General features: G+C 60.3%; 16 protein-coding genes and 2 pseudogenes. 4 read left to right on the forward strand and 14 right to left on the reverse strand.

Features of this window, described 5'->3' with window-relative positions:
* The first annotated feature begins 54 nt into the window (after positions 1–54).
* Both ABXS05_RS34265 and ABXS05_RS34270 read left to right on the forward strand, forming a co-directional pair.
* Complete coding sequence (locus ABXS05_RS34265; protein WP_149249069.1) at positions 55–876, forward strand: AraC family transcriptional regulator; 822 nt, start codon at positions 55–57, stop codon at positions 874–876.
* A gap of 351 nt (positions 877–1,227) precedes the next feature.
* Entirely contained in the window at positions 1,228–1,602 is a 375-nt protein-coding gene (locus ABXS05_RS34270) for a VOC family protein (RefSeq protein ID WP_367627007.1), read from the forward strand.
* A 429-nt stretch (positions 1,603–2,031) separates the two neighbouring features.
* Here the strand turns inward: ABXS05_RS34270 and ABXS05_RS34275 are convergent, their stop codons facing one another.
* On the reverse strand, positions 2,032–2,763 hold the full coding sequence (locus ABXS05_RS34275; RefSeq protein WP_149250665.1) for an SDR family NAD(P)-dependent oxidoreductase: 732 nt from the start codon (positions 2,761–2,763) through the stop codon (positions 2,032–2,034).
* Between the two features lie 81 nt (positions 2,764–2,844).
* Between ABXS05_RS34275 and ABXS05_RS34280 the strand changes: the two genes are divergently transcribed.
* Complete coding sequence (locus ABXS05_RS34280) at positions 2,845–3,237, forward strand: winged helix-turn-helix transcriptional regulator (protein ID WP_367627008.1); 393 nt, start codon at positions 2,845–2,847, stop codon at positions 3,235–3,237.
* 121 nt (positions 3,238–3,358) lie between these two features.
* Here the strand turns inward: ABXS05_RS34280 and ABXS05_RS34285 are convergent, their stop codons facing one another.
* The 6 genes from ABXS05_RS34285 to ABXS05_RS34310 all read right to left on the reverse strand — a co-directional run bounded on the left by ABXS05_RS34285 (position 3,359) and on the right by ABXS05_RS34310 (position 7,528).
* The gene (locus tag ABXS05_RS34285; RefSeq protein ID WP_367627009.1) at positions 3,359–4,396 is read right to left on the reverse strand and encodes an aminotransferase class V-fold PLP-dependent enzyme; all 1,038 of its coding nucleotides are present in this window, start codon (positions 4,394–4,396) and stop codon (positions 3,359–3,361) included.
* Positions 4,369–4,596, reverse strand: a complete 228-nt coding sequence (locus tag ABXS05_RS34290) for a hypothetical protein (protein ID WP_322433287.1) — start codon at positions 4,594–4,596, stop codon at positions 4,369–4,371. Before ABXS05_RS34290 ends, ABXS05_RS34285 begins: the two co-directional genes overlap by 28 nt.
* Before the next feature lie 211 nt (positions 4,597–4,807).
* Positions 4,808–4,963, reverse strand: a complete 156-nt coding sequence (locus tag ABXS05_RS34295) for a hypothetical protein (RefSeq protein WP_367627010.1) — start codon at positions 4,961–4,963, stop codon at positions 4,808–4,810.
* A 2-nt stretch (positions 4,964–4,965) separates the two neighbouring features.
* On the reverse strand, positions 4,966–6,105 hold the full coding sequence (locus ABXS05_RS34300) for an epoxide hydrolase family protein (protein WP_367627011.1): 1,140 nt from the start codon (positions 6,103–6,105) through the stop codon (positions 4,966–4,968).
* A gap of 220 nt (positions 6,106–6,325) precedes the next feature.
* On the reverse strand, positions 6,326–7,108 hold the full coding sequence (locus ABXS05_RS34305) for an NAD(P)H-dependent oxidoreductase (RefSeq protein WP_322433284.1): 783 nt from the start codon (positions 7,106–7,108) through the stop codon (positions 6,326–6,328).
* Between the two features lie 120 nt (positions 7,109–7,228).
* Positions 7,229–7,528 (reverse strand): putative quinol monooxygenase, encoded by a 300-nt coding sequence (locus tag ABXS05_RS34310; RefSeq protein WP_367627012.1) that lies wholly within the window; start codon positions 7,526–7,528, stop codon positions 7,229–7,231.
* A gap of 86 nt (positions 7,529–7,614) precedes the next feature.
* Here ABXS05_RS34310 and ABXS05_RS34315 point away from each other — a divergent pair, with 86 nt between their 5' ends.
* A complete protein-coding gene (locus ABXS05_RS34315) occupies positions 7,615–8,553 on the forward strand; it encodes a LysR family transcriptional regulator (protein WP_367627013.1) in 939 nt (312 codons plus the stop codon).
* A 145-nt stretch (positions 8,554–8,698) separates the two neighbouring features.
* Here ABXS05_RS34315 and ABXS05_RS34320 read toward each other — a convergent pair whose 3' ends face one another.
* The 7 genes and pseudogenes from ABXS05_RS34320 to ABXS05_RS34350 form a co-directional block, all read right to left on the reverse strand.
* Positions 8,699–8,992 carry a hypothetical protein gene (locus tag ABXS05_RS34320; protein WP_367627014.1) on the reverse strand — a complete coding sequence of 98 codons (294 nt, stop codon included), beginning with the start codon at positions 8,990–8,992 and terminating at the stop codon, positions 8,699–8,701.
* Between the two features lie 131 nt (positions 8,993–9,123).
* Entirely contained in the window at positions 9,124–9,420 is a 297-nt protein-coding gene (locus ABXS05_RS34325) for a BufA1 family periplasmic bufferin-type metallophore (protein ID WP_367627015.1), read from the reverse strand.
* A 232-nt stretch (positions 9,421–9,652) separates the two neighbouring features.
* Positions 9,653–13,483 carry a tetratricopeptide repeat protein gene (locus tag ABXS05_RS34330; protein ID WP_367627016.1) on the reverse strand — a complete coding sequence of 1,277 codons (3,831 nt, stop codon included), beginning with the start codon at positions 13,481–13,483 and terminating at the stop codon, positions 9,653–9,655.
* A 12-nt stretch (positions 13,484–13,495) separates the two neighbouring features.
* Positions 13,496–14,425, reverse strand: coding sequence for a hypothetical protein (locus ABXS05_RS34335; protein ID WP_367627018.1), 930 nt, complete (start codon positions 14,423–14,425; stop codon positions 13,496–13,498).
* 197 nt (positions 14,426–14,622) lie between these two features.
* Positions 14,623–15,144, reverse strand: a pseudogene (locus ABXS05_RS34340) (transposase); the annotation flags it as partial.
* 279 nt (positions 15,145–15,423) lie between these two features.
* A complete protein-coding gene (locus tag ABXS05_RS34345) occupies positions 15,424–16,551 on the reverse strand; it encodes an IS110 family RNA-guided transposase (protein ID WP_367627019.1) in 1,128 nt (375 codons plus the stop codon).
* 67 nt (positions 16,552–16,618) lie between these two features.
* Positions 16,619–17,184 (reverse strand): annotated as a pseudogene (locus ABXS05_RS34350) (helix-turn-helix domain-containing protein); the annotation flags it as partial.
* Between the last annotated feature and the right edge of the window lie 426 nt (positions 17,185–17,610).

Below are 17,610 nucleotides of genomic sequence, written 5' to 3' on the forward strand. Positions count from 1 at the left end.
AGAGGCGAATAAATTCGGTATTCTGTCAGAAAATATCTAAAAGCTGCCAATCAGATGCTCCTGTCACGATCAGCCGTCTCTGTCTTCGACCCCGACCTTACGGATCGACCGGCCGTCGCGTGGCAGCTCGACTTCGCAGATTACGAGGCGGAGGTGCCGATGCATCTGCATCGCAAGGGCCAGTTGATCCTCACGCTGCATGGGGCGGTCACTTGTACCGCAGATAACGAGATCTGGATCGTGCCGCCCAACTGCGGAGTCTGGATTCCGGGCGGCGTGCCGCATAGCGCCCGGGCGACAGTGAATGCCCGGCTTAACTATCTCTTCGTGGAACCAGGGGCGGCGAAGCTACCCGAGGATTGCTGTACTCTGTCAATCTCCCCGATGATCCGGGAAATGGTCGATCGGTTGGCTCGCGAGCCTGCCGACTATCCTTCGGATGGACATGCGGCCCGGCTTGCTAGGGTGGCCCTCGACGAACTGGCCGAAATGCCGCGTGAGCGCTTCAATTTGCACGTCTCCAGCAATCCGAAGATCCGTACGATAGCGGATGCTCTAACGGTTAAACCTTCCGACCGCGGCACGTCGGCCGAATGGGCGAAACGCGTGGCGATGAGTGAGAGGTCGCTGGCCCGTTTGATGATCGCGGAGACGGGCCTGACGTTCGGACGCTGGCGGCAGCAACTACACCTTATCGTCGCACTCCGAGAACTGGCCAGCGGTGCGACAGTGCAGACCGTAGCGGCCGAGCTTGGCTACGAGTCGGTGAACGCTTTCATCACGATGTTTAAGAAGGCTCTAGGAAGCACGCCCGCACAGTATTTTGCGCAACGCAGGGCGACGCTGCTCACAGCCCCTAACCCGCGTAAGGAGTGAATGATATTCGGGTTTCCCGGCGATGCGCGCGGCTCGCATATTGTAGTCGGCGGCGCGATAATGCCTTCCATCACAGCAGTCGTACTAAACGGCACTGCGAACCGCCGATTAGGTGCGATAACCTGATTTATCCCGCAGATCGGCCGCAGCAGCTCGTGACCCATCCCGGACGGCCGTATCGATGGCCGTCAGTCCTGAAACCGGACCTTTCAGGGGGCCATGGTCATCAATGGCTCTTTCGCAGAAGTCAGGTCCAGAACGATCGCTTTAATCGGGATTTTCGCAGCTGCCCATGGCTACGTAGGAGACGTTAGAATGGGAAACCATTGTCTACAGTATTGGAGATGAAATATGTTCACGCACGTCATGATTGGCAGCAACGATTTGGAGCGGGCCCGAAGATTCTACGACGCCACGTTTGCTGCGCTGGGAGGCAGGCCCGGTGAGATGGATCCGAGAGGCAGACTGATCTACACCCACGAGGGCGGCCGACTGATGATCACGAAACCGATCGACGGCAAGCCGGCCACTGTGGCTAACGGTGGCACGATCGGTATCGCGGCCGCAAGCCCTGACCATGTTCTGGCATGGCACGAGGCCGGTACCAAGCATGGTGGCACAGCGATCGTGAGCCCGCCTGCGGAGCGCCCGAACGGCTCATTCGTCGCCTACCTTCGCGATCCGGACGGAAACAAACTCACCGCGCGGTCTCATCCAACGAAGTGAGATCGGCGCCAGCAGCGCCCACGATCATCCGCCCGCTCTGATGGATCGATCAGCGGGCGGAGGAAGGGGATTGCCCTGCAATTGAGATTGATCCTGAGACGGAAGGCAGGAAGATCGATCGGAACGCGCTGAAATTGCAGCACGACTTGCCGGCATCGGCGGATTGGGCTGGCGTGATGGCATGGGCATGTGGGATCGACCTGACAGGATCGTTGTCACGCTCCTGCACTGCAATGATTGCCTCTGGCCCGAAGTGGACGCTTCACGACAGGTGGACGGAGTCCTCGAGAACCGAGGCCCCAACATGACCGGACTTGGTATTCAGTGTTTTTCCGATGTTGAACGGCTTCGATGTAAAGTCGGTCTGTCATTGAGCGCGTTTTGCTATACCCGACCTGCTCGGATCGGGCACACCGTTTCGACTTGACCTTAGACCTGCCTCAAACCGCCGTCGACGCACAATTCGGCACCGGCGATGTAGCTCGCATCATCGCTCAACAAGAACAAAGCGGCCGCAGCCACTTCTGAAGGCCGCGCCATTCGCCCCATCGGGATCGGAGCGACAAGTGCCGCACGAGTGTCTTCCGGAACCGCGGCCATCATTTCCGTATCCGTTGGACCGGGCGCAATAACGTTGACGCGTATACCTTTGGGCGCGAGTTCTGCCGTCCAGGTTCGAGCATAAGAACGAACGGCTGCCTTGGTGGCGGCATAGGTTCCGTACGAAGAGTAGCCGGCGTTATCGGCGATGGATCCGACGAGCACGACTGACCCGCCTCCTCTCATCACGGGAAGAGCCGCCTGCAGGCCGAAAACCATCCCGCGGACGTTGACGCCAAAGTGGCGGTCGAAGTGGTCTGGCGTTATTTCGGCTATTTGCGCAGGCTCGGACAGGCCTGCATTCAATACGAGCGCGTCAATACGGCCGCATGCTTGTCGCACTTTTTCGACAGCCTCCACCATATCTTCGGGCACACTGGCATCGGTGGCAATGCCGACCGCATCATGGCCGATACCCTCGGCCGCCTTCTCAGCATCTTCACTTCTACGACTGGTGATGAAGACCTTCGCCCCTTCGGCAGAAAGCCGCTCTGCAATCGCCAAGCCTATACCCTTGGCGCCGCCGACGACCAGGGCAACCTTGTTACTCATTCGAGCCATCGTGAATCCTTTCAATTGATGGTCTCGTCATGATATACGGTGGATATCTGGTATCAATTACGCACCTGAAATAGCCTAGATATGGACGAGTATACTGACCTGGAAGCTCTTTCTCATTGCGCCCTTGGCGAGATGGCGCGGGTTCGCCCGGTGCTCGACAAGATCGCGGACAAATGGACGATCCTGATACTCATAGTGATCTGTCCCAAACCCTCGCGCTTCAATGAGATCAAGCGGCGTCTCCATGGGATTACGCACAAGGCTCTCGCTGACGCTTTGAAGAGGCTTGAGCGGAACGGCCTCGTGACGAGGACCGTTCTCCCGACGCAGCCGATTGGCGTGGAATATGCGATTACTCCACTCGGCCATTCACTGCGGGATCCGTTTGAAGCACTGTGTTCATGGGCAGCCGCCAATGGCGACAAAGTCGAGGCAGCCACACTGCGCTATGACAACACGGGAAATCGTCGCTGACGATGTCGCTATGACCGCTCTTGGGTGCGTCTCTGACCGGATTGGGGTCGTAGCCGGACTGTCCGATTTCGTCCCGGAAAATCGATAAGCTGCCGTTCGGCAGCCGGCCCATTGCCGGCCATCAGGTAAATCGGCGGGACATCCCCAAACCGGCCGTTCCGACACCTCGCAGCAGTCCCGTTTCTCCATGTCCAACAGACCATTTCGGGAAAACGCAATCGGGAACAGGTTGCGGGGAGGCGCGAACGAGGTCTGGGAGGTGACGGCGCTCGCTGTCGATTGGCGTGCTGCTCGGCGATGACACCGACACGTTGATCCCGCGGTCGGCCGGGCGGGCTGCGACAGACGCGGCATCCATGCGGTCGAGCGTGAACGTCACGATCGCGGCCGGATCGGGGCCGAGGTCGCGGACGGTGACGCCGGGCACCTCGTCCAGCAGCGCGCGCAGCGTAGTCGCGAGCGCCTTCACCCGGCGCTCGATGCGCGGAATGCCGATCGCCAGCGCCTCTTCGATCGCAGCGCCCAGGCCGAGCCGCGCCGCATAGTTGCTCTCCCACGTCTCGAACCGGCGCGCATCGGTCGGCAGCGTGTAGCGGTTCCCGCCCGCCGAGGTGGCGCCGCACATGTCGATCATCGCCGGCTCGGTTCGCTCCGCGGGTGCGCGGTTCATGTAGAGGAAGCCCGTGCCCCGCGGCCCGCGCAGGAACTTACGCCCGGTCGCGGCTAGCATGTCGCAGCCGAGTGCCGCCACGTCGACGGGGAGTTGGCCGACCGCCTGGCAGGCGTCGAGCAGATAGGGGACGCCATATGCGTTGGCGGTCCGGCCGACCTCGGCGGCGGGATTGACCAGCCCGCCGTTGGTAGGAACCCAGGTGATCGCGATCAGGCGCACGCGATCGTCGATCATCATCTCCAGCACCTGTGGGTCAAGCCTGCCGTCCGCATCGTCGAGAACAACGTCGATCACCGCGCCGGTGCGCTTCGCGATCTGAAGGTAGGATAGGTAGTTGGCGGCATATTCCGCGGTGGTCGTCAGGATGCGGTCGCCGGACTTGAAGCCTAGCGCGTAGAAGGCCCATTGCCAGGCGACCGTCGCGTTCTGTGCTAGCGCGATCTCGCCTGGGTCGGCGTTCACGAGCCGGGCGACGCTGCGGTACACTCCTCGATACGCTCAATCTCCCGCGTTTTCGCCTCATAGCCGCCGATTTCGGCCTCCAGGTTGAGATGATCGACCACGGTGGACAGCACGCCCGTCGTCATCAGCGCTGCACCGGCATTGTTGAGATGGACGCGGTGCCTAGTTCCCGGCGTCATCGCGCGCAGGTGTTCCAGCTCGTCGGCTGAGAAGGTTGCCGTCATGATGTGGTACTAGCTGGACGAGCCTGAGTAGTCAGGCCCGAAGTTACGCATCGTGCCGGATCTCACAGGTAAGAAGTGCGAGGCCGTGCAATTCTCGTTTCCCCTACCGAAATGGGCCGGCGAGCTGCGCAACCTTATCGGGCTCCGGTGAGAGGATGATCGAAAACATACGCTGAGGCCCGCCGTCGCGGCACATAGATGGCGTTACGGGTTAGGTGACGCGGGTCTTGCTGTCGATTTGGAGCAGGCCAGGCCGGTCGATCGCCCTTCGCACCTGGCCCGCGCCGATGCGGCCGTGACGACGCAGGGCATTGAAGCCCTGCGCTGCCAGCGCCACGCACCGCGCTTCGGAAACGGAGATCTCCACCTTCAGGAGCGCGCTCCCGACACCGTCGCGATAAAGGCGCGCAGGTCGGCCAGCATCAATTCCGGCTCTTCCAGCGCGGCGAAATGCCCGCCCCGCGCCATGTCGGTCCAATGCACGATGTTGTAGGTCTTCTCCGCGAACGAGCGCGGCGGCGGCAAGAACACCGGATCCGGGAAGGCCGCAACGCCGGTCGGCACCTGGATGCGGGTGCCGGCTGGAAGTATCCGCGACTTCTCAAGCCGGCTGCCGTAGTAGATCCAGGTTGCAGTCACGAACGATGCCGGCGCGATATAGAGCATGAGGTTGGTGAGGAGTTCCTCCTCGGAAAACTTGCTCCAGATGTCGGGGTCGCCATCGGTGGTAGTCGGAAGATCGGCCCACTTGCCGAACTTTTCGAGTATCCAGCCCGCCGCTCCGACCGGGCTGTCGGCCATCGCGATGCCGAGCGTCTGCGGACGAGTTTCCTGCTCGTGAAAGTAGGCGCTCTCCCGATCGGCAATGGCGGCCCGCTTGGCGGCGAAGGACTTCTCCTCGTCGGTCGTCGGAGCGGCATCCGCCGCACGCACGGTCATCATGTTAATATGGATGCCGAGCAGAGCGTCCGATCGATCATGCGCTGCCCAGGCCGCGATGCTGTGGCCCCAATCGCCCCCTTGAACGAAATACCGCGCGTCGCCGAACAGTTGTACCATCAGCCCATGCACGAGCGCAGCAGCCCGCCGCGGGCCGATCGGGCGCGTGATCGGGTTGGAGAACGCGAAGCCAGGAAGCGAGGGGACGACAACATCGTGCCCGTCCGCTGCGAGCGGCTCCAACAGCCGCTCGAACTCGAGATACGAGCCCGGCCAGCCGTGGAGAAGCAGGACGGGCGGCTTGGAGCCGTCGCCTTTCATATGAACGAAGTGGAGGTGCTCGCCTTCCACGTCGGCCGTGAAGTTGGGCAGCGCGTTGAGGCGCCGTTCGACGGCACGCCAGTCGTAGCTGTCCCGCCAATACGCGGCGAGCCGCTTGAGGTCATCAACCCCGACCCCCGCCGACCAGCCCCCCGTATCCGGCAGCTGGCTCCAGTCATAAGCCTCGACCTTCACTCTGATCGTGGCGAGCCGTTCGTCAGGGATGTAAATCGTGTAGGGTGAAATCATGATGTTCTCCGCTTAAACGGCTGACGACGTTGGCCGCCGAAGGGCAATACCGACTGAACTGAAGACTGCGCACGACGTTTCCTCGAACCCCATCCTTATTGCGTTACCGTAAGATCGCGCGCGACATCCGGTACGAGCCCGATCATGACGAACTCCGTCGTGCCGATCGCGCAGGCCGCCACGGCAAGCGCGAACAATGCAGGCGACATCGGTGTGCTCGTTATGCGTCGATCAGATCAGCAAAGTGCGCGGCGAGGCCGGTTTGGCCTGGCGCGACGTGATCGACCATGGTGTGGCGATCGGGGAAGTCGCCGCCGTTTTGCGAACGGAAGGGAATCGGCTTGTCGGTGAATAGCCCGGCGAGACGCACACGCCATGCTGCCTTGATCGCGTCTACTTCCTCCGCCGTGGAAACGTGACCAGCGCCATAGACCGCGTGCGTCGGCAGCACGTCCATGCCGGGGTAGAACAGCGCGCCATGGGTCAGCGGGAACAGCAGTTGCTCGATCGGCCCGTTGATACCCCGCGGGCCATAATCGGCCACTGGGCCGCCTGCCTGCACGTTGACCAGCGCTCGCTTGCCCTTGAGGATGCCGTCGCCAAAGCGGAACTCGTTGGAGCCGTTCTGATAGCCGTAGGCAAAACCGAAGGCATAGACCCGCTCTATCCAGCCCTTCAGGATCGCGGGCACGCCGAACCACCACAGCGGGAATTGCAGGACCACAGCATCGGCCGCGAGCAGCTTCTGCTGCTCGACGATCACGTCGGACGTCTGATGCCCGCTTCCGTAAGCATGGCCCGATTCCATGATGAATGACAGCCGTTCGGAGTTGTTACGGACTGGAAAGTCATCGGCATCGTACACCGCCTTCCACTTCATGCCGTAAAGGTCTGAATGGATCACGGTGTGCCCCGCCGCCGACAACGTCTCAGCGGTCACCTCGACCAACTGCCGTGTCAGCGAAGTGGGTTCAGGGTGCGCGTAAACAATAAGAACCTTCATGATGGCTTATTCCTGATTGTTGGGATCTGTCGGTATTCGACGACGATCTTGCCGAAACGCTCGGCAGTCTCTCGTGGCCGGAAGGCATCGGCGAGCAGGAAGGATCGATTTCCAGTAAGGTTACTCCGGAGGTCTTATTACACTGATCTGAAGCTGCTGGCTTAGCATTGGCAGAATCTTATTCATGTGAGGCTGTAGACGTTTCACATGAAGATGGAGAGCGCTTTGGCTTTCCCACTCCTCGACGAAATAGAAGCTGCCGGTATGCTCAACATCTTCGAACATCTCGTAAGAGATGCAGCCGCTTTCAAGCCGCGCCGGCTCGATTAAGGCTTGAAGGCCTGCCCGTACATCGGCTTCGTGGCGGGCCTTCGCCCTTACCTGTCCCAATACGGTGATCGCTTGATTATCGCTGCTCATTATGCCGGCTCGTTTGTCGGGAGGGGGGCGATGGATCCCCCTGGATCCTCCATTCCGATCCTCATGTAGAGCGGCATGACGCGGTATTGAAATCGAACCTTTTACCTGTTGTTATCCAGCAAATGGATACCAGAAACCTCGATCTCGGCCTGCTCGTCACGCTCGAAGCCTTACTGGCGGAAGGAAACGTTACGCGTGCCGCCCGGCGCTTGAACCTGAGCCAACCCGCCTTGTCGGCCCGGCTGGCGCGGCTTCGCGATGAACTCGGCGATCCCCTCCTCATTCCGGCGCAACGTGGGATGGTCCTGACCCAGCGCGCCGTCGAGCTTCGGCAACCGTTGCATGAAGCGCTTGAGGGTGTCCGCAGGGTTGTGGCAGATGGAATGCCGTCCGACCCGGCGACCATGGAGGCTACCCTGGTCATCGCCGCGAGCGACTATGTGCAGTATGCGCTGCTCAGCCGCTTCTCCGTCGCACTCAGGACCGAGGCCCCCAGGGTCCGCATCGCCTGGCGTGCCCTGGACGTGCTGGCGGTCGCCACGCAGTTGGAGCGCGGCGAGGTCGACCTTGCCTTGGCATCGCCAGACCATGCACCTGCGGCCATGCGCCAGCGCCAGCTCTTTCGTGAGGATTACGTAGTGATCGCCCGGCAGGGACACCCGGCCGTGCAAGGCCGTCTCAGCCTGGACGTATTCTGCGCTTTGGAGCACATCGTCGTGTCGCCCCAGGGCGGCGGGTTCTCGGGGCCTGCCGATGCGGCACTAGAGGCCATCGGCCACCGCCGCATCGTAGCCCTATCCACGTCGGGCTTTCTGATCGTGCCGGAGGTAGTGTCGCGGTCCGACATGATCGCTTTGATCCCACGGCGGATCGCCGATGGCTGGTCGGATCAGGTGCAGGTGGTGGAACCGCCACTCACCATTCCTGGCTTTACTATCGCGAGTGTCTGGCACGACCGGACGACCAACCATCCGGCACAACGCTGGCTGCGTGAACGGCTGATGACGTTGGCCGCCGAAGGATAATACCGACTGAACTGAAGGCTGCGCACGACGCCTCCGCTCCATCCGCTCGCCGAAGATGAATTCGTCGATGCGGACATTGGCGGGGCCCAACCCTGCGTTTTGTCGGCACCTCCTGCCCGCTTCGCGCTACGTGGCTCAACGGGTTTCAATGCTTGGCGACATGCGCGAGCAAGCCATAGAGGCAACCTTTGAACAGAATATAGAATCCCACGCTGAGATACCCGAACAAGATGAGTTCCAGGAGTTGGCGCAAGCCCCCCTCCATCAGCGCCATGATCCCATAGTCGGCAACGTAGCGATAATTTGCCGTGAAAAGTTCCAGAAGATTATAGGACGATGACGCGAAGAGCCCGCCAAATACACCCATCAGCAGAAATGTCCGCCAAACGGGACCATTGAAGAGGGAATGAAAAAAGGCTCGCATAACCATGAACGTCATTTACCTATGCCGCTCGTGTGAATTTGAGTGCCGCGGCTACAATGTTCTTCCATGAGCATCTATCCCCTGACGGGTGCGCTCGATCCCTCTCCCGAACTCCGGGAGAGGGATCGAGCGATCTGATTGCAGCCTCAGCTCTTCAGGGGTTCCAGTGACCCCATGCCAGTCGGTGTCTTCATGGTGACGCAGCTGCCTTTCGGAACGAGCTTGAAGGACTGGCCATCATAGTCGACGGTCGAAGTACCAGCGCAGGAATGGCTGCCGGCAGCGCAATCATTCTGGCCTTTGAGCGAAATTCCGAAACATTTCTCTTTCGTCCCGTCATTGGCGACCGGGCCCGCGCCGGCCGCCGTCGACAGCATCGCCGCGGCTGTAGCGACGGCACCGGCAAGCACCAAGGCAGAGGCAGGCTTGATGAAAACGGACATGAAGGGTTCCTTCCTGGTTGATGTAGAGTGCGCAAGGTATCCAATGGCACCCTCTGCATTTACGCAGCAAGGAAAGCATTCATTACATCCAGGAAGCCTGTGCGAGTAACAATTTTCGGCTTGCCAGCTGGATGGTCCGGCAACCGATTGCGGCACGACGGAGGCCACACTTTCTCCAAGACGTGCCAGTCCTGGCGACCAATCGGCATGAAGCTCAGTGCGCTCTCGGCCTTCAAATTGACGCCTCGCCTGCATTGCCGACTTTCCCACCCCATTTTGCGATATTGCTCCGCGTCTTGAGCACCTTGGGATGATCAGCACCGAGCAACCGCTCCTGATCCCCGAGGAGGGTGACAAAGAGGTCACACGCTGCACGTGGATCGCCACATTCCCCGGTCCAATGTGCGAGATTGTGTCGGATCGTGAGCACATCTGGATAATCGGTGCTACGCACCCGCCGCTGATCTGATAGCAGCTCAGTGAACAGATCGCGCGCAGCACAGGCATCACCACAACGTCCCGTCCAGTGTGCTAGGTTATTCCAGGTCCTGAGCACGTCGAAATGGTCGGCGCCGAGCACCCGCCGCTGATCTGGCAGAAGCCTCGCTAGAAGGTCGCGAGCAGTCGAAGGATCGCCACTTTGCCCCGTACAGTCCGCGACGTTGTGTCGTGTCGCGAGCGTGTCTGGATGATTGGGTCCGAGCACCCGTTCCTGATCCTGCAGCAGAGCGGCGTAGAGGTCGAGGGCCGCTTCGATGTCGTCACACTGCGCAGTCCAGCTCGCGATGTTGTCCCGCGTCCTGAGCACGTCTGGGTGGTCGGTGCCGTATATTCGCTGCTGATCCGGCAGCAGGTCAGCATACAGATCGCGTGCAGCCGAGGCATCCCCACATTCCCCGGTCCAGTACGCGAGATTACGACGGGTCCTGAGCACATATGGGTGGTCGGGACCGCACACCCGCTGCTGATCTGGCAGAAGGGTAGCGAACAGATCACGCGCGGTCCTGAGAGCGCCACAACGCCCCGTCCAGTCCGCGATGTTTTCTCGTGTGATGAGCGTGTCCGGATGGTCGGCGCCAAGTACTCGTTCCTGATCCGGCAGCAGTTCGGCGTACAGGTCGCGGGTAGCATGGGCATCACCGCACTGCCCCGTCCAGTATGCGATGCAATCCCGCGTCCCAAGTGCGTCCAAGCTATCGGCGCCACGCACCCGTTCCCGATCCGGCAGCAGCTTGCTGAATAAGTCGCGAGCAGCACGAGGATCGCCACATTCACCGGTCCAGCGTGCGAGATTGGCGCGGGTCTGCAGCACCTCTAGATCATCCGCTCCCAGCCAGCGTTCTTCATCCAGCAAGAGCGCGGCATACATTTCGCGCCCTGTCTGGGGATCGCCACACTCGGCAATCCAGTGCGCGAGAGAAGCGCGGGTCTGCATCGCCTCCCGATCATTGGCTCCCAATATCCGTTCCTGATCAAGCAGGAGAGAAGCATACATTTCGCGCGCCGTCCGGGAATCGCCACACATGCCCGTCCAGTAGGCGATGGTACCTCGCAACCTGAGCGCCTCGCGGTCATCCGCTCCGCGCACCCGTATCAGATCCCTTTGGAGGGAGATAAAGAGGTCGCGCGTACGGGGGGCATCACCACATTCCCCCACCCAGTTCGCGATGTTGGATCGCGTCATGAGCGTGTCCGGGTGATCGGCTCCGAGCACCCGCTCTTGATCCGCTAAGAGGCCAACATAGAGATCGCGCGCTGCACCGGCATTGCCGGCCTTCCCCGTCCACAGCGCCAGCGTGGCTCGCGTTCTGAGGGTGTCTCGATCGTCTGCTCCAAGCACCTTTTCTTGGGTTTCGAGGAGGACGGCGATTTGATCGCAGGCACCTTTGGCATCACCGGACGCGCCTGTCCATGACGCCAGGTCCGCTCGCACCATCAAAACGTCGCGATGGCCGGCACCGAGTACCCTCTCCATATCCGGCAGGAGGAGAGCGAGAAGGTCGCGCGCCGCTCGGGGGCTGCCGAATGTCGCTTCGAAATTCGCAAGCCTGGCTTCTGTCCTGAGCACGTCCGGATGATCGGATTTCTGAATTTTCTTGAGAGCCTGGTTCAGACGCACCCAGAACGAGCGATTGTCTGTCGGATCGCTGGACATGATCGACGTGAACCGGTTTATCTGCCCTGTCAGTTTCCCCAATTCAGAACGGTGATCGAGTTCGCGATCGAACGCATATCGCCACTCGATCGGCACCGCGCAACCTCTATTGGGCACCCGAATTTGCAGGACATCCACGATTGCGGCGTGTGCCTTTACGATGCTCGTCCGATACTTTGTCGAGCGACGTACATAGTCCACCAATTCCTGGTGGAAGAGGCCCCACATGGCTGTCTCTCGGGTCGTGCCGTGCGCCACCAGACCAGCGAGTTTCTTGAGGTCCTTGTCGAGCTGCTCTTCCGCCCCGATATGCCCCTGGGCCGCGCAAGCGGCGCGCAATAGGCTGCTTGGCATGACGGCGCCGGCACCAGCTGCGGCCAACGTCATGAAAAGGATGGTCAGCGGTCCAGCCGGATTCTCCGGATCCTCGATACAGACGCCCAATCGTTCGAGGCGATCTTCGAAGGCCCTTTCAAGGGTGAGGTCGACGATTTCCGCTTGGCCACGAATCTCGCGAGCCTTGACTTCCTCGCCAAACACGGCTGCGCACAGCCAGTTGCCCTTGATCCGATCGACGAGCACATCGTGCAATTGCGGATCGACGCCCACTTTCGACAGATAGTTTCGGACCTCCTCATCGGTCAGTCGTGCAAGGTCGCATCGTTCGATATTAGCCGGCGTCTCCACACCGCTACGGCCCGTCAGGAGAACACGTATGCCGGGAACATCTGCGAGCGACTCAAGGAGTCTCAACACTCGCGGGCGCGCCAATCCGATGCTGTCGACGCTGTCCAGCAGGAGCGTGATCTTCGCCTTGCCGATCGGCGTATCGAGCGTCTCCACCCACGCCCGCAACGGCCCCAGCAGCATTCGCTCCTGATCGGGTAATTCGTTCCTCTGCAGGAAAAGCTGCGCAGCGTCTCGAAAGCCCTTGTATAGTGCCAACTGGTCCGCAAGGGCCTGAACCACTCTGAAATACGTCGTGTCCTCGGTCGCAAAGAACGAGGCATCAATCAAATTCTGGTGCCCGGTGATCGCGCGCAGGGCGTCGGGCATCTGCACGAGCATCGCCGACAGCGTCGTTTTGCCTACCCCTGCGTCAGCCATGAAAGCCAGGCTCGACGATTCCGTTGCCAACCGACGAGCCAACGATTTAATCGCCTGGCTCAGTACCAGACCCTGCTCGCGAAGGTCCGGCGCCCTGGAAAGACCCTTCCGATTGAACGCAATGTTGTGCCCGATCCACATCTGGGTGGGCAGTGGCGCGCCGTCATACTGCACCAAGTGAGCTGTCTGCTTGCCTGTGATCTCGCACAGGCGATCGCGCAAAATCGCGCAACTCAATTCGCGATCAGCGTCGCCGATTCCTTGGTAAAGCAATTCGGTCAACGCCTTGCTGAACGACAGATCGAAAGCGGCAGCCTCACCCGTGGCTGTCAGGATCGCAATCGGAACCGCAGGGCCTTGTGATTGAACCCAGGCCCGTAGCGCCGACACGAGAGCTGTACCGGACTGGCAAGCATCGATGGCGAGCACGACGCCACTGGGCTCTTCCTTCCGGATCGTCCCAAGCAATGAAACAAGCTCAATTCCCGAGGTTTCGATAGTCTCGGCCCGGGCGCCAAAAGGCATCAGGTAGTATCGTTGGTCATGAGCCCTGCCATGACCTATCCAGACGAGCACCAGTACCTTATCGCGGGCTAACGCAGCAGCCTGCGCGACAGCTCTCTCGGTCGTCTCACGGTCACCATCCAACAATACGCCAGTGCTTCCGTCGATTCCACAATGTCCCCGCAAGTCGTCTCGCAAGGTCTCGGCAAGGGCATAGGCCGTGGAATGCAGACTGGTCAGCGATCCTTCGGCTTCGCACTGCGAGGCGATGACCAACAGATGCCGCGAGGAGCCCAATCTACCCCCTCCCTACACAAGTGGCATCATCGCTTGCAAAATTGCGGAGCCGACGACCTTCTTGGTGAGGTATCGCCTGAGCGCGTGCGGTTCGTTGCCGTTGTCGATGCTTTCGACATTGTCGAAGATCGCGCCAGTCGGCATGGGAGAAAAAAGCGGCTCCAGATTGAGCGTGCTGGCGACATAGTCCTCACGGTCCGCAACGTTGACCCATCGATGTACTTTAGCTGGAAAAGCTGGCGGCTGCGGATCGAGCCTGTCATAGATGATTTGCTTGAGGCCAAGCGGTGAGCCGAGCGTGAGCAGGAGAGGCAAGGGATTGGTCTGTTCCCGCGCAATATCGTACGCGACCACCGAGCCAAGCGAATGTCCGATCAGCACGCGCGTGTCCGGCGTCATAAGGCGCCGAACTTCATTGCGGGTGAATTCGCGAACATTTGGTTCTCGCATGTATTGGCCAACCTGATCCAATGCGGGAATAAGTCCGACGGCTCGATCCATCATCCAGTCGGCAATACCGGGAATTTGACCAAGGCGCTCGACGATGGCGCCCGCCATTCGGCCCAGCCCCTGGGCTTCGCCGGACGCCTCGATTTCTTGCAACTGCCTTGCGGCTATGTCCTGCGTACGCGTCCTTGAGCTATCGTCTCGCGCGCGTTTGATCATCGCCAACGCAAGCTCATCTTTGAACCGTTTGGCGTCAACATCGTCGGTGCGTGACTGTAGAAACGCGGATCCGTAAAACGCGACAGTCACTTCCACATCACGATCCCGCTTGCGAATTCGCTGGGCCAGAGCCTCGAGACGTTCGCGCTCTTCAGACCGCATGTCCTGGGACGCATTTTGGATGCCGCTTACGAGGGCCGCCACGGTTTCTGCGGCGATGTCCTCGGCCCCACGTTGCTCCTGAGCAATGCCATGAACCAGTACAATGGCCCCCACGTGCCCCTCCAAGAGCTGCCGCTACAGAGAAGTTCAGGAAAAGTCTCGACGACAATTCTCGCTCGATATTGGCAGACTGCAAGGGAGAATCATTGCGAAGCGATGTCCGCCTTCTGCTACTTGGTCATTAGGATGTGTCACTCCTTACGACCTCCGCGCCATATTATACCAACCTGCGCTGATCAGAACCCATAGGCCTATTTGCGACGTCCGATGGTCATGATGAGCCAAGGCTGGTCGATGAGCTTGTTCCAAGCCTCACAGCAATGGTCGACGATATTGTCGTAGGATGTGAAGACGCGGTTGGAGGGCCAGTTTTCGCGCATGCACTGCCAGATGTTCTCGACCCCTCGGGCGACAGCGAAGCGTCTTCGCTTCGCGAAAGCCGGCTTCAGCTCGGGACATTTAGCAGGTAGCGAGATGATGCTGATGTTGCCGGGCATCTCAAGCTTGTTGGTTGTGTGCCAACCAGCCTGATCCACCAGCACGACCGCGTGAGCGCCGGGCGCGACAGCCAACGATACTTCGGCCAGATGCAGCGACATGGTTTGGGTATTGCAGAAGGGCAGTACCAGGCCGGTGCCCTTGCCCAGTTCGGGGCAGATCGCGCCGAAGATGTAGGCCGATTTGGTCCTCTGATCCTTCGGCGCCGACGGTCGGGTTCCGCGCCGCGCCCAGCGCCGAGTGATCTTGTTCTTCTGACCAACACGCGCTTCGTCCTTACATGAGAGTTGGGCTGTCAATGCTATGGCGGCATAGCTTGCTTCCTCACGTCATATCGCTGAGTTGGCAAGGCGAGTTCGGGACGGCGCTGTGCGGCAGCCTTGGCTGCGTAACCTTACATGCGGTCGGGTTCAGCGTAGAACCCGCAACCATAATGCCTCATGCACGAGGCAAGGTCCCGATAGAGCACGACCAACCTGGAACGCGGGTATGGTAGACCATTGACGAAGACGGTCGTGCTCCTCGCAAAGCCAGCGATAGACCGGCTGTGTTTCCTACGCGGTTCTCAGAATGGCTCCGGCCGGGATCTCGCCGGTTTCGGTGAAGCGCCAGAGCGCGATCAACAGTTTGCGTGCCATCGCAACGATCGCGATCCGCCGGGCTCGCCCTTTTAATGCACCGACGCGCTGCCTGAACCAGGCAGAGAGCTCACTATCGGGTTGATACCTCAGCCAAAGCCAGGCTGCCTGCACCATCGTCTTGCGAACTCGCGCATTGCCTGCGCGACCGATACGTCGATCCTTGTCGACGCTGCCACTTTGGTGAGGGATTGGGGTCAGGCCGACGTAGCTTGCCAACTGCTTGCGGTTGCCAAACTGGCGATAGAAGACCTCGCGGGCGAGCACGGCCGCAAAATTACTGCCTACCCCGTAGATGCCGGCGAGTGCCGCAACTTTGGGGGCCACGATATCGCTCGGGGGCGTGGTCGCGAGAAGTTCGTCACGCTCAGCATCCAGTTCCGTGATCAACTCGCGGACGAGGCAAAAGCGTCGACGTAGTCGATTCAATTCCGCCGTGAGATGACGAGGCAGCTTGCGGCCGTCACCGGTCTCTAGGACCGCTATGTCTCGCTCCCAGGTTCGCAACGATGGCCTTGACCGAATTCCCTGGGTTGCGAGCAAGGCCAATATCCGATTTTCGATCCGTGTTCGCTCCTGAACAAGATATTCTCGCTCTCGGTGTACGCGCTTGCCGTCCTCCTCGTCGGGAGTTGGCACACGCACCATACTGCAGATTTGGGTGTCTCCCGCCAGATAGGCTGCAAGCACTCGCAAAAGGCCCTCAACATCAAGTCGATCTGTCTTCGCCCGCTTCGCCCGACGATTCACGAGGATGCTTGTCGGTTCGACCACGTGCGTTGGAATATTGTGGTCGGTGAGCAGCCGATGGATCCAGAATCCGTCCCGCCCGGCTTCGAAGCAACAGGCAATGGATGCGCCGGTCTTCGACGTCTTCTGATTGCGCGATTGGAGCTCGCCAAGAAGTTTGAGCAACGCGTCCGTATCGCCTGCGTCGATCCGATAGATATGGCTTTTTCGAATGCCGGGCAGGCGCGTGCCGACAAGCCACAAGGTGTTGCTCAATTCGAGAGCAACGAGAATAGTATCGCTGGTGAATGACATGATCGGCTCCTCTTAAGGACGCCGCATTCTGGCTCAGAAGGCCAGCCGGTGTCCGCCCTCATAGCATCTGGAACCAGATCTCTATGGGCGTGCCCTTCGGGAGGGTTGCCCTGACCTTTGCCAGCTCGGCAGCAAAGCCCCCTTTTTGAACTGCTCCATCGCATGCTCGTTCTGAGCATGGTGGCGGGGCCGCGCCGTGAGCTTGGCATAGCCCAGCTTTTTCAGCTCGCGCCCAACGGTCGTCTCATCGAGCGACACCGCGAACTCTTCGTGGAGCCACTGGACCAGATCGATCAGCCGCCAGCGAACGACGCCATGGATCGCTGGGGTCGGGCCACTTTCCACGATCTCGACCAGCGCCTGGCGCTGGGCATCGTTGAGCCGGGATCGAGGGCCGCAGGCGTTGCCATCCAGAAGGCCGTCCGGGCCACGGTCATTGAACCGAACCACCCAGTCACGCACGATCTGCAAGCCCACGCCGCCGATCCGTGCTGCCGCGGTCCGGCTGCCGCCGTCGTAAATCTCGGCCAAGGCCAGTAAGCGCCGCGCTTGGTTCGCACTTCTCGACGTCCGTGCCAATCGCCGCAACGCCGCTCCGTCATAATCCGCACGCAAACCGATCGCCGAGCCCATGGTCACACCCTCCATCCAAGGGCCTATAGATTCAGACTTTCGACTGCTTGGGAATCCCCTACGTGAGTCAGCGATCACGCAGGCTGGTATTATTACCTCAACTTCGACGACGACGATTACGTCATGACCGATGGAGGCATTTGAGCCAACAATCCAGGTAGGAAAGTTGAACGCGCCGGGTTTGCCGGAGGCTCCAAACTATCCCGAGCGCTCGCGAACTCTCATAACGAGTTGGTCCGGACCTGCGGACTTTGGCGACCGACAACCGAAATGCCCCTTCACAGTGCAGCCACACCGCGGAGCCAAACGCAAAAACCGCCCTAACGATCAAATCAGGACGGTTAGTGACTTATGACAGAATTGGTTGCGGGGGCAGGATTTGAACCTGCGGCCTTCAGGTTATGAGCCTGACGAGCTACCGGGCTG

It is taken from the genome of Labrys neptuniae (assembly GCF_040797145.1).
Lineage (GTDB): Bacteria > Pseudomonadota > Alphaproteobacteria > Rhizobiales > Labraceae > Labrys > Labrys neptuniae.

Excerpts from the sequence above, each read along its gene's own strand:
- ABXS05_RS34275 (WP_149250665.1), bottom strand. The coding sequence starts at position 2,763 with ATGGCTCGAATGAGTAACAAGGTTGCCCTGGTCGTCGGCGGCGCCAAG.
- ABXS05_RS34325 (WP_367627015.1), bottom strand. The coding sequence starts at position 9,420 with ATGTCCGTTTTCATCAAGCCTGCCTCTGCCTTGGTGCTTGCCGGTGCC.
- ABXS05_RS34300 (WP_367627011.1), bottom strand. The coding sequence starts at position 6,105 with ATGATTTCACCCTACACGATTTACATCCCTGACGAACGGCTCGCCACG.
- ABXS05_RS34290 (WP_322433287.1), bottom strand. The coding sequence starts at position 4,596 with ATGACGGCAACCTTCTCAGCCGACGAGCTGGAACACCTGCGCGCGATG.
- ABXS05_RS34345 (WP_367627019.1), bottom strand. The coding sequence starts at position 16,551 with ATGTCATTCACCAGCGATACTATTCTCGTTGCTCTCGAATTGAGCAAC.
- ABXS05_RS34305 (WP_322433284.1), bottom strand. The coding sequence starts at position 7,108 with ATGAAGGTTCTTATTGTTTACGCGCACCCTGAACCCACTTCGCTGACA.
- ABXS05_RS34280 (WP_367627008.1), top strand. The coding sequence starts at position 2,845 with ATGGACGAGTATACTGACCTGGAAGCTCTTTCTCATTGCGCCCTTGGC.
- ABXS05_RS34310 (WP_367627012.1), bottom strand. The coding sequence starts at position 7,528 with ATGAGCAGCGATAATCAAGCGATCACCGTATTGGGACAGGTAAGGGCG.
- ABXS05_RS34270 (WP_367627007.1), top strand. The coding sequence starts at position 1,228 with ATGTTCACGCACGTCATGATTGGCAGCAACGATTTGGAGCGGGCCCGA.
- ABXS05_RS34320 (WP_367627014.1), bottom strand. The coding sequence starts at position 8,992 with ATGACGTTCATGGTTATGCGAGCCTTTTTTCATTCCCTCTTCAATGGT.
- ABXS05_RS34265 (WP_149249069.1), top strand. The coding sequence starts at position 55 with ATGCTCCTGTCACGATCAGCCGTCTCTGTCTTCGACCCCGACCTTACG.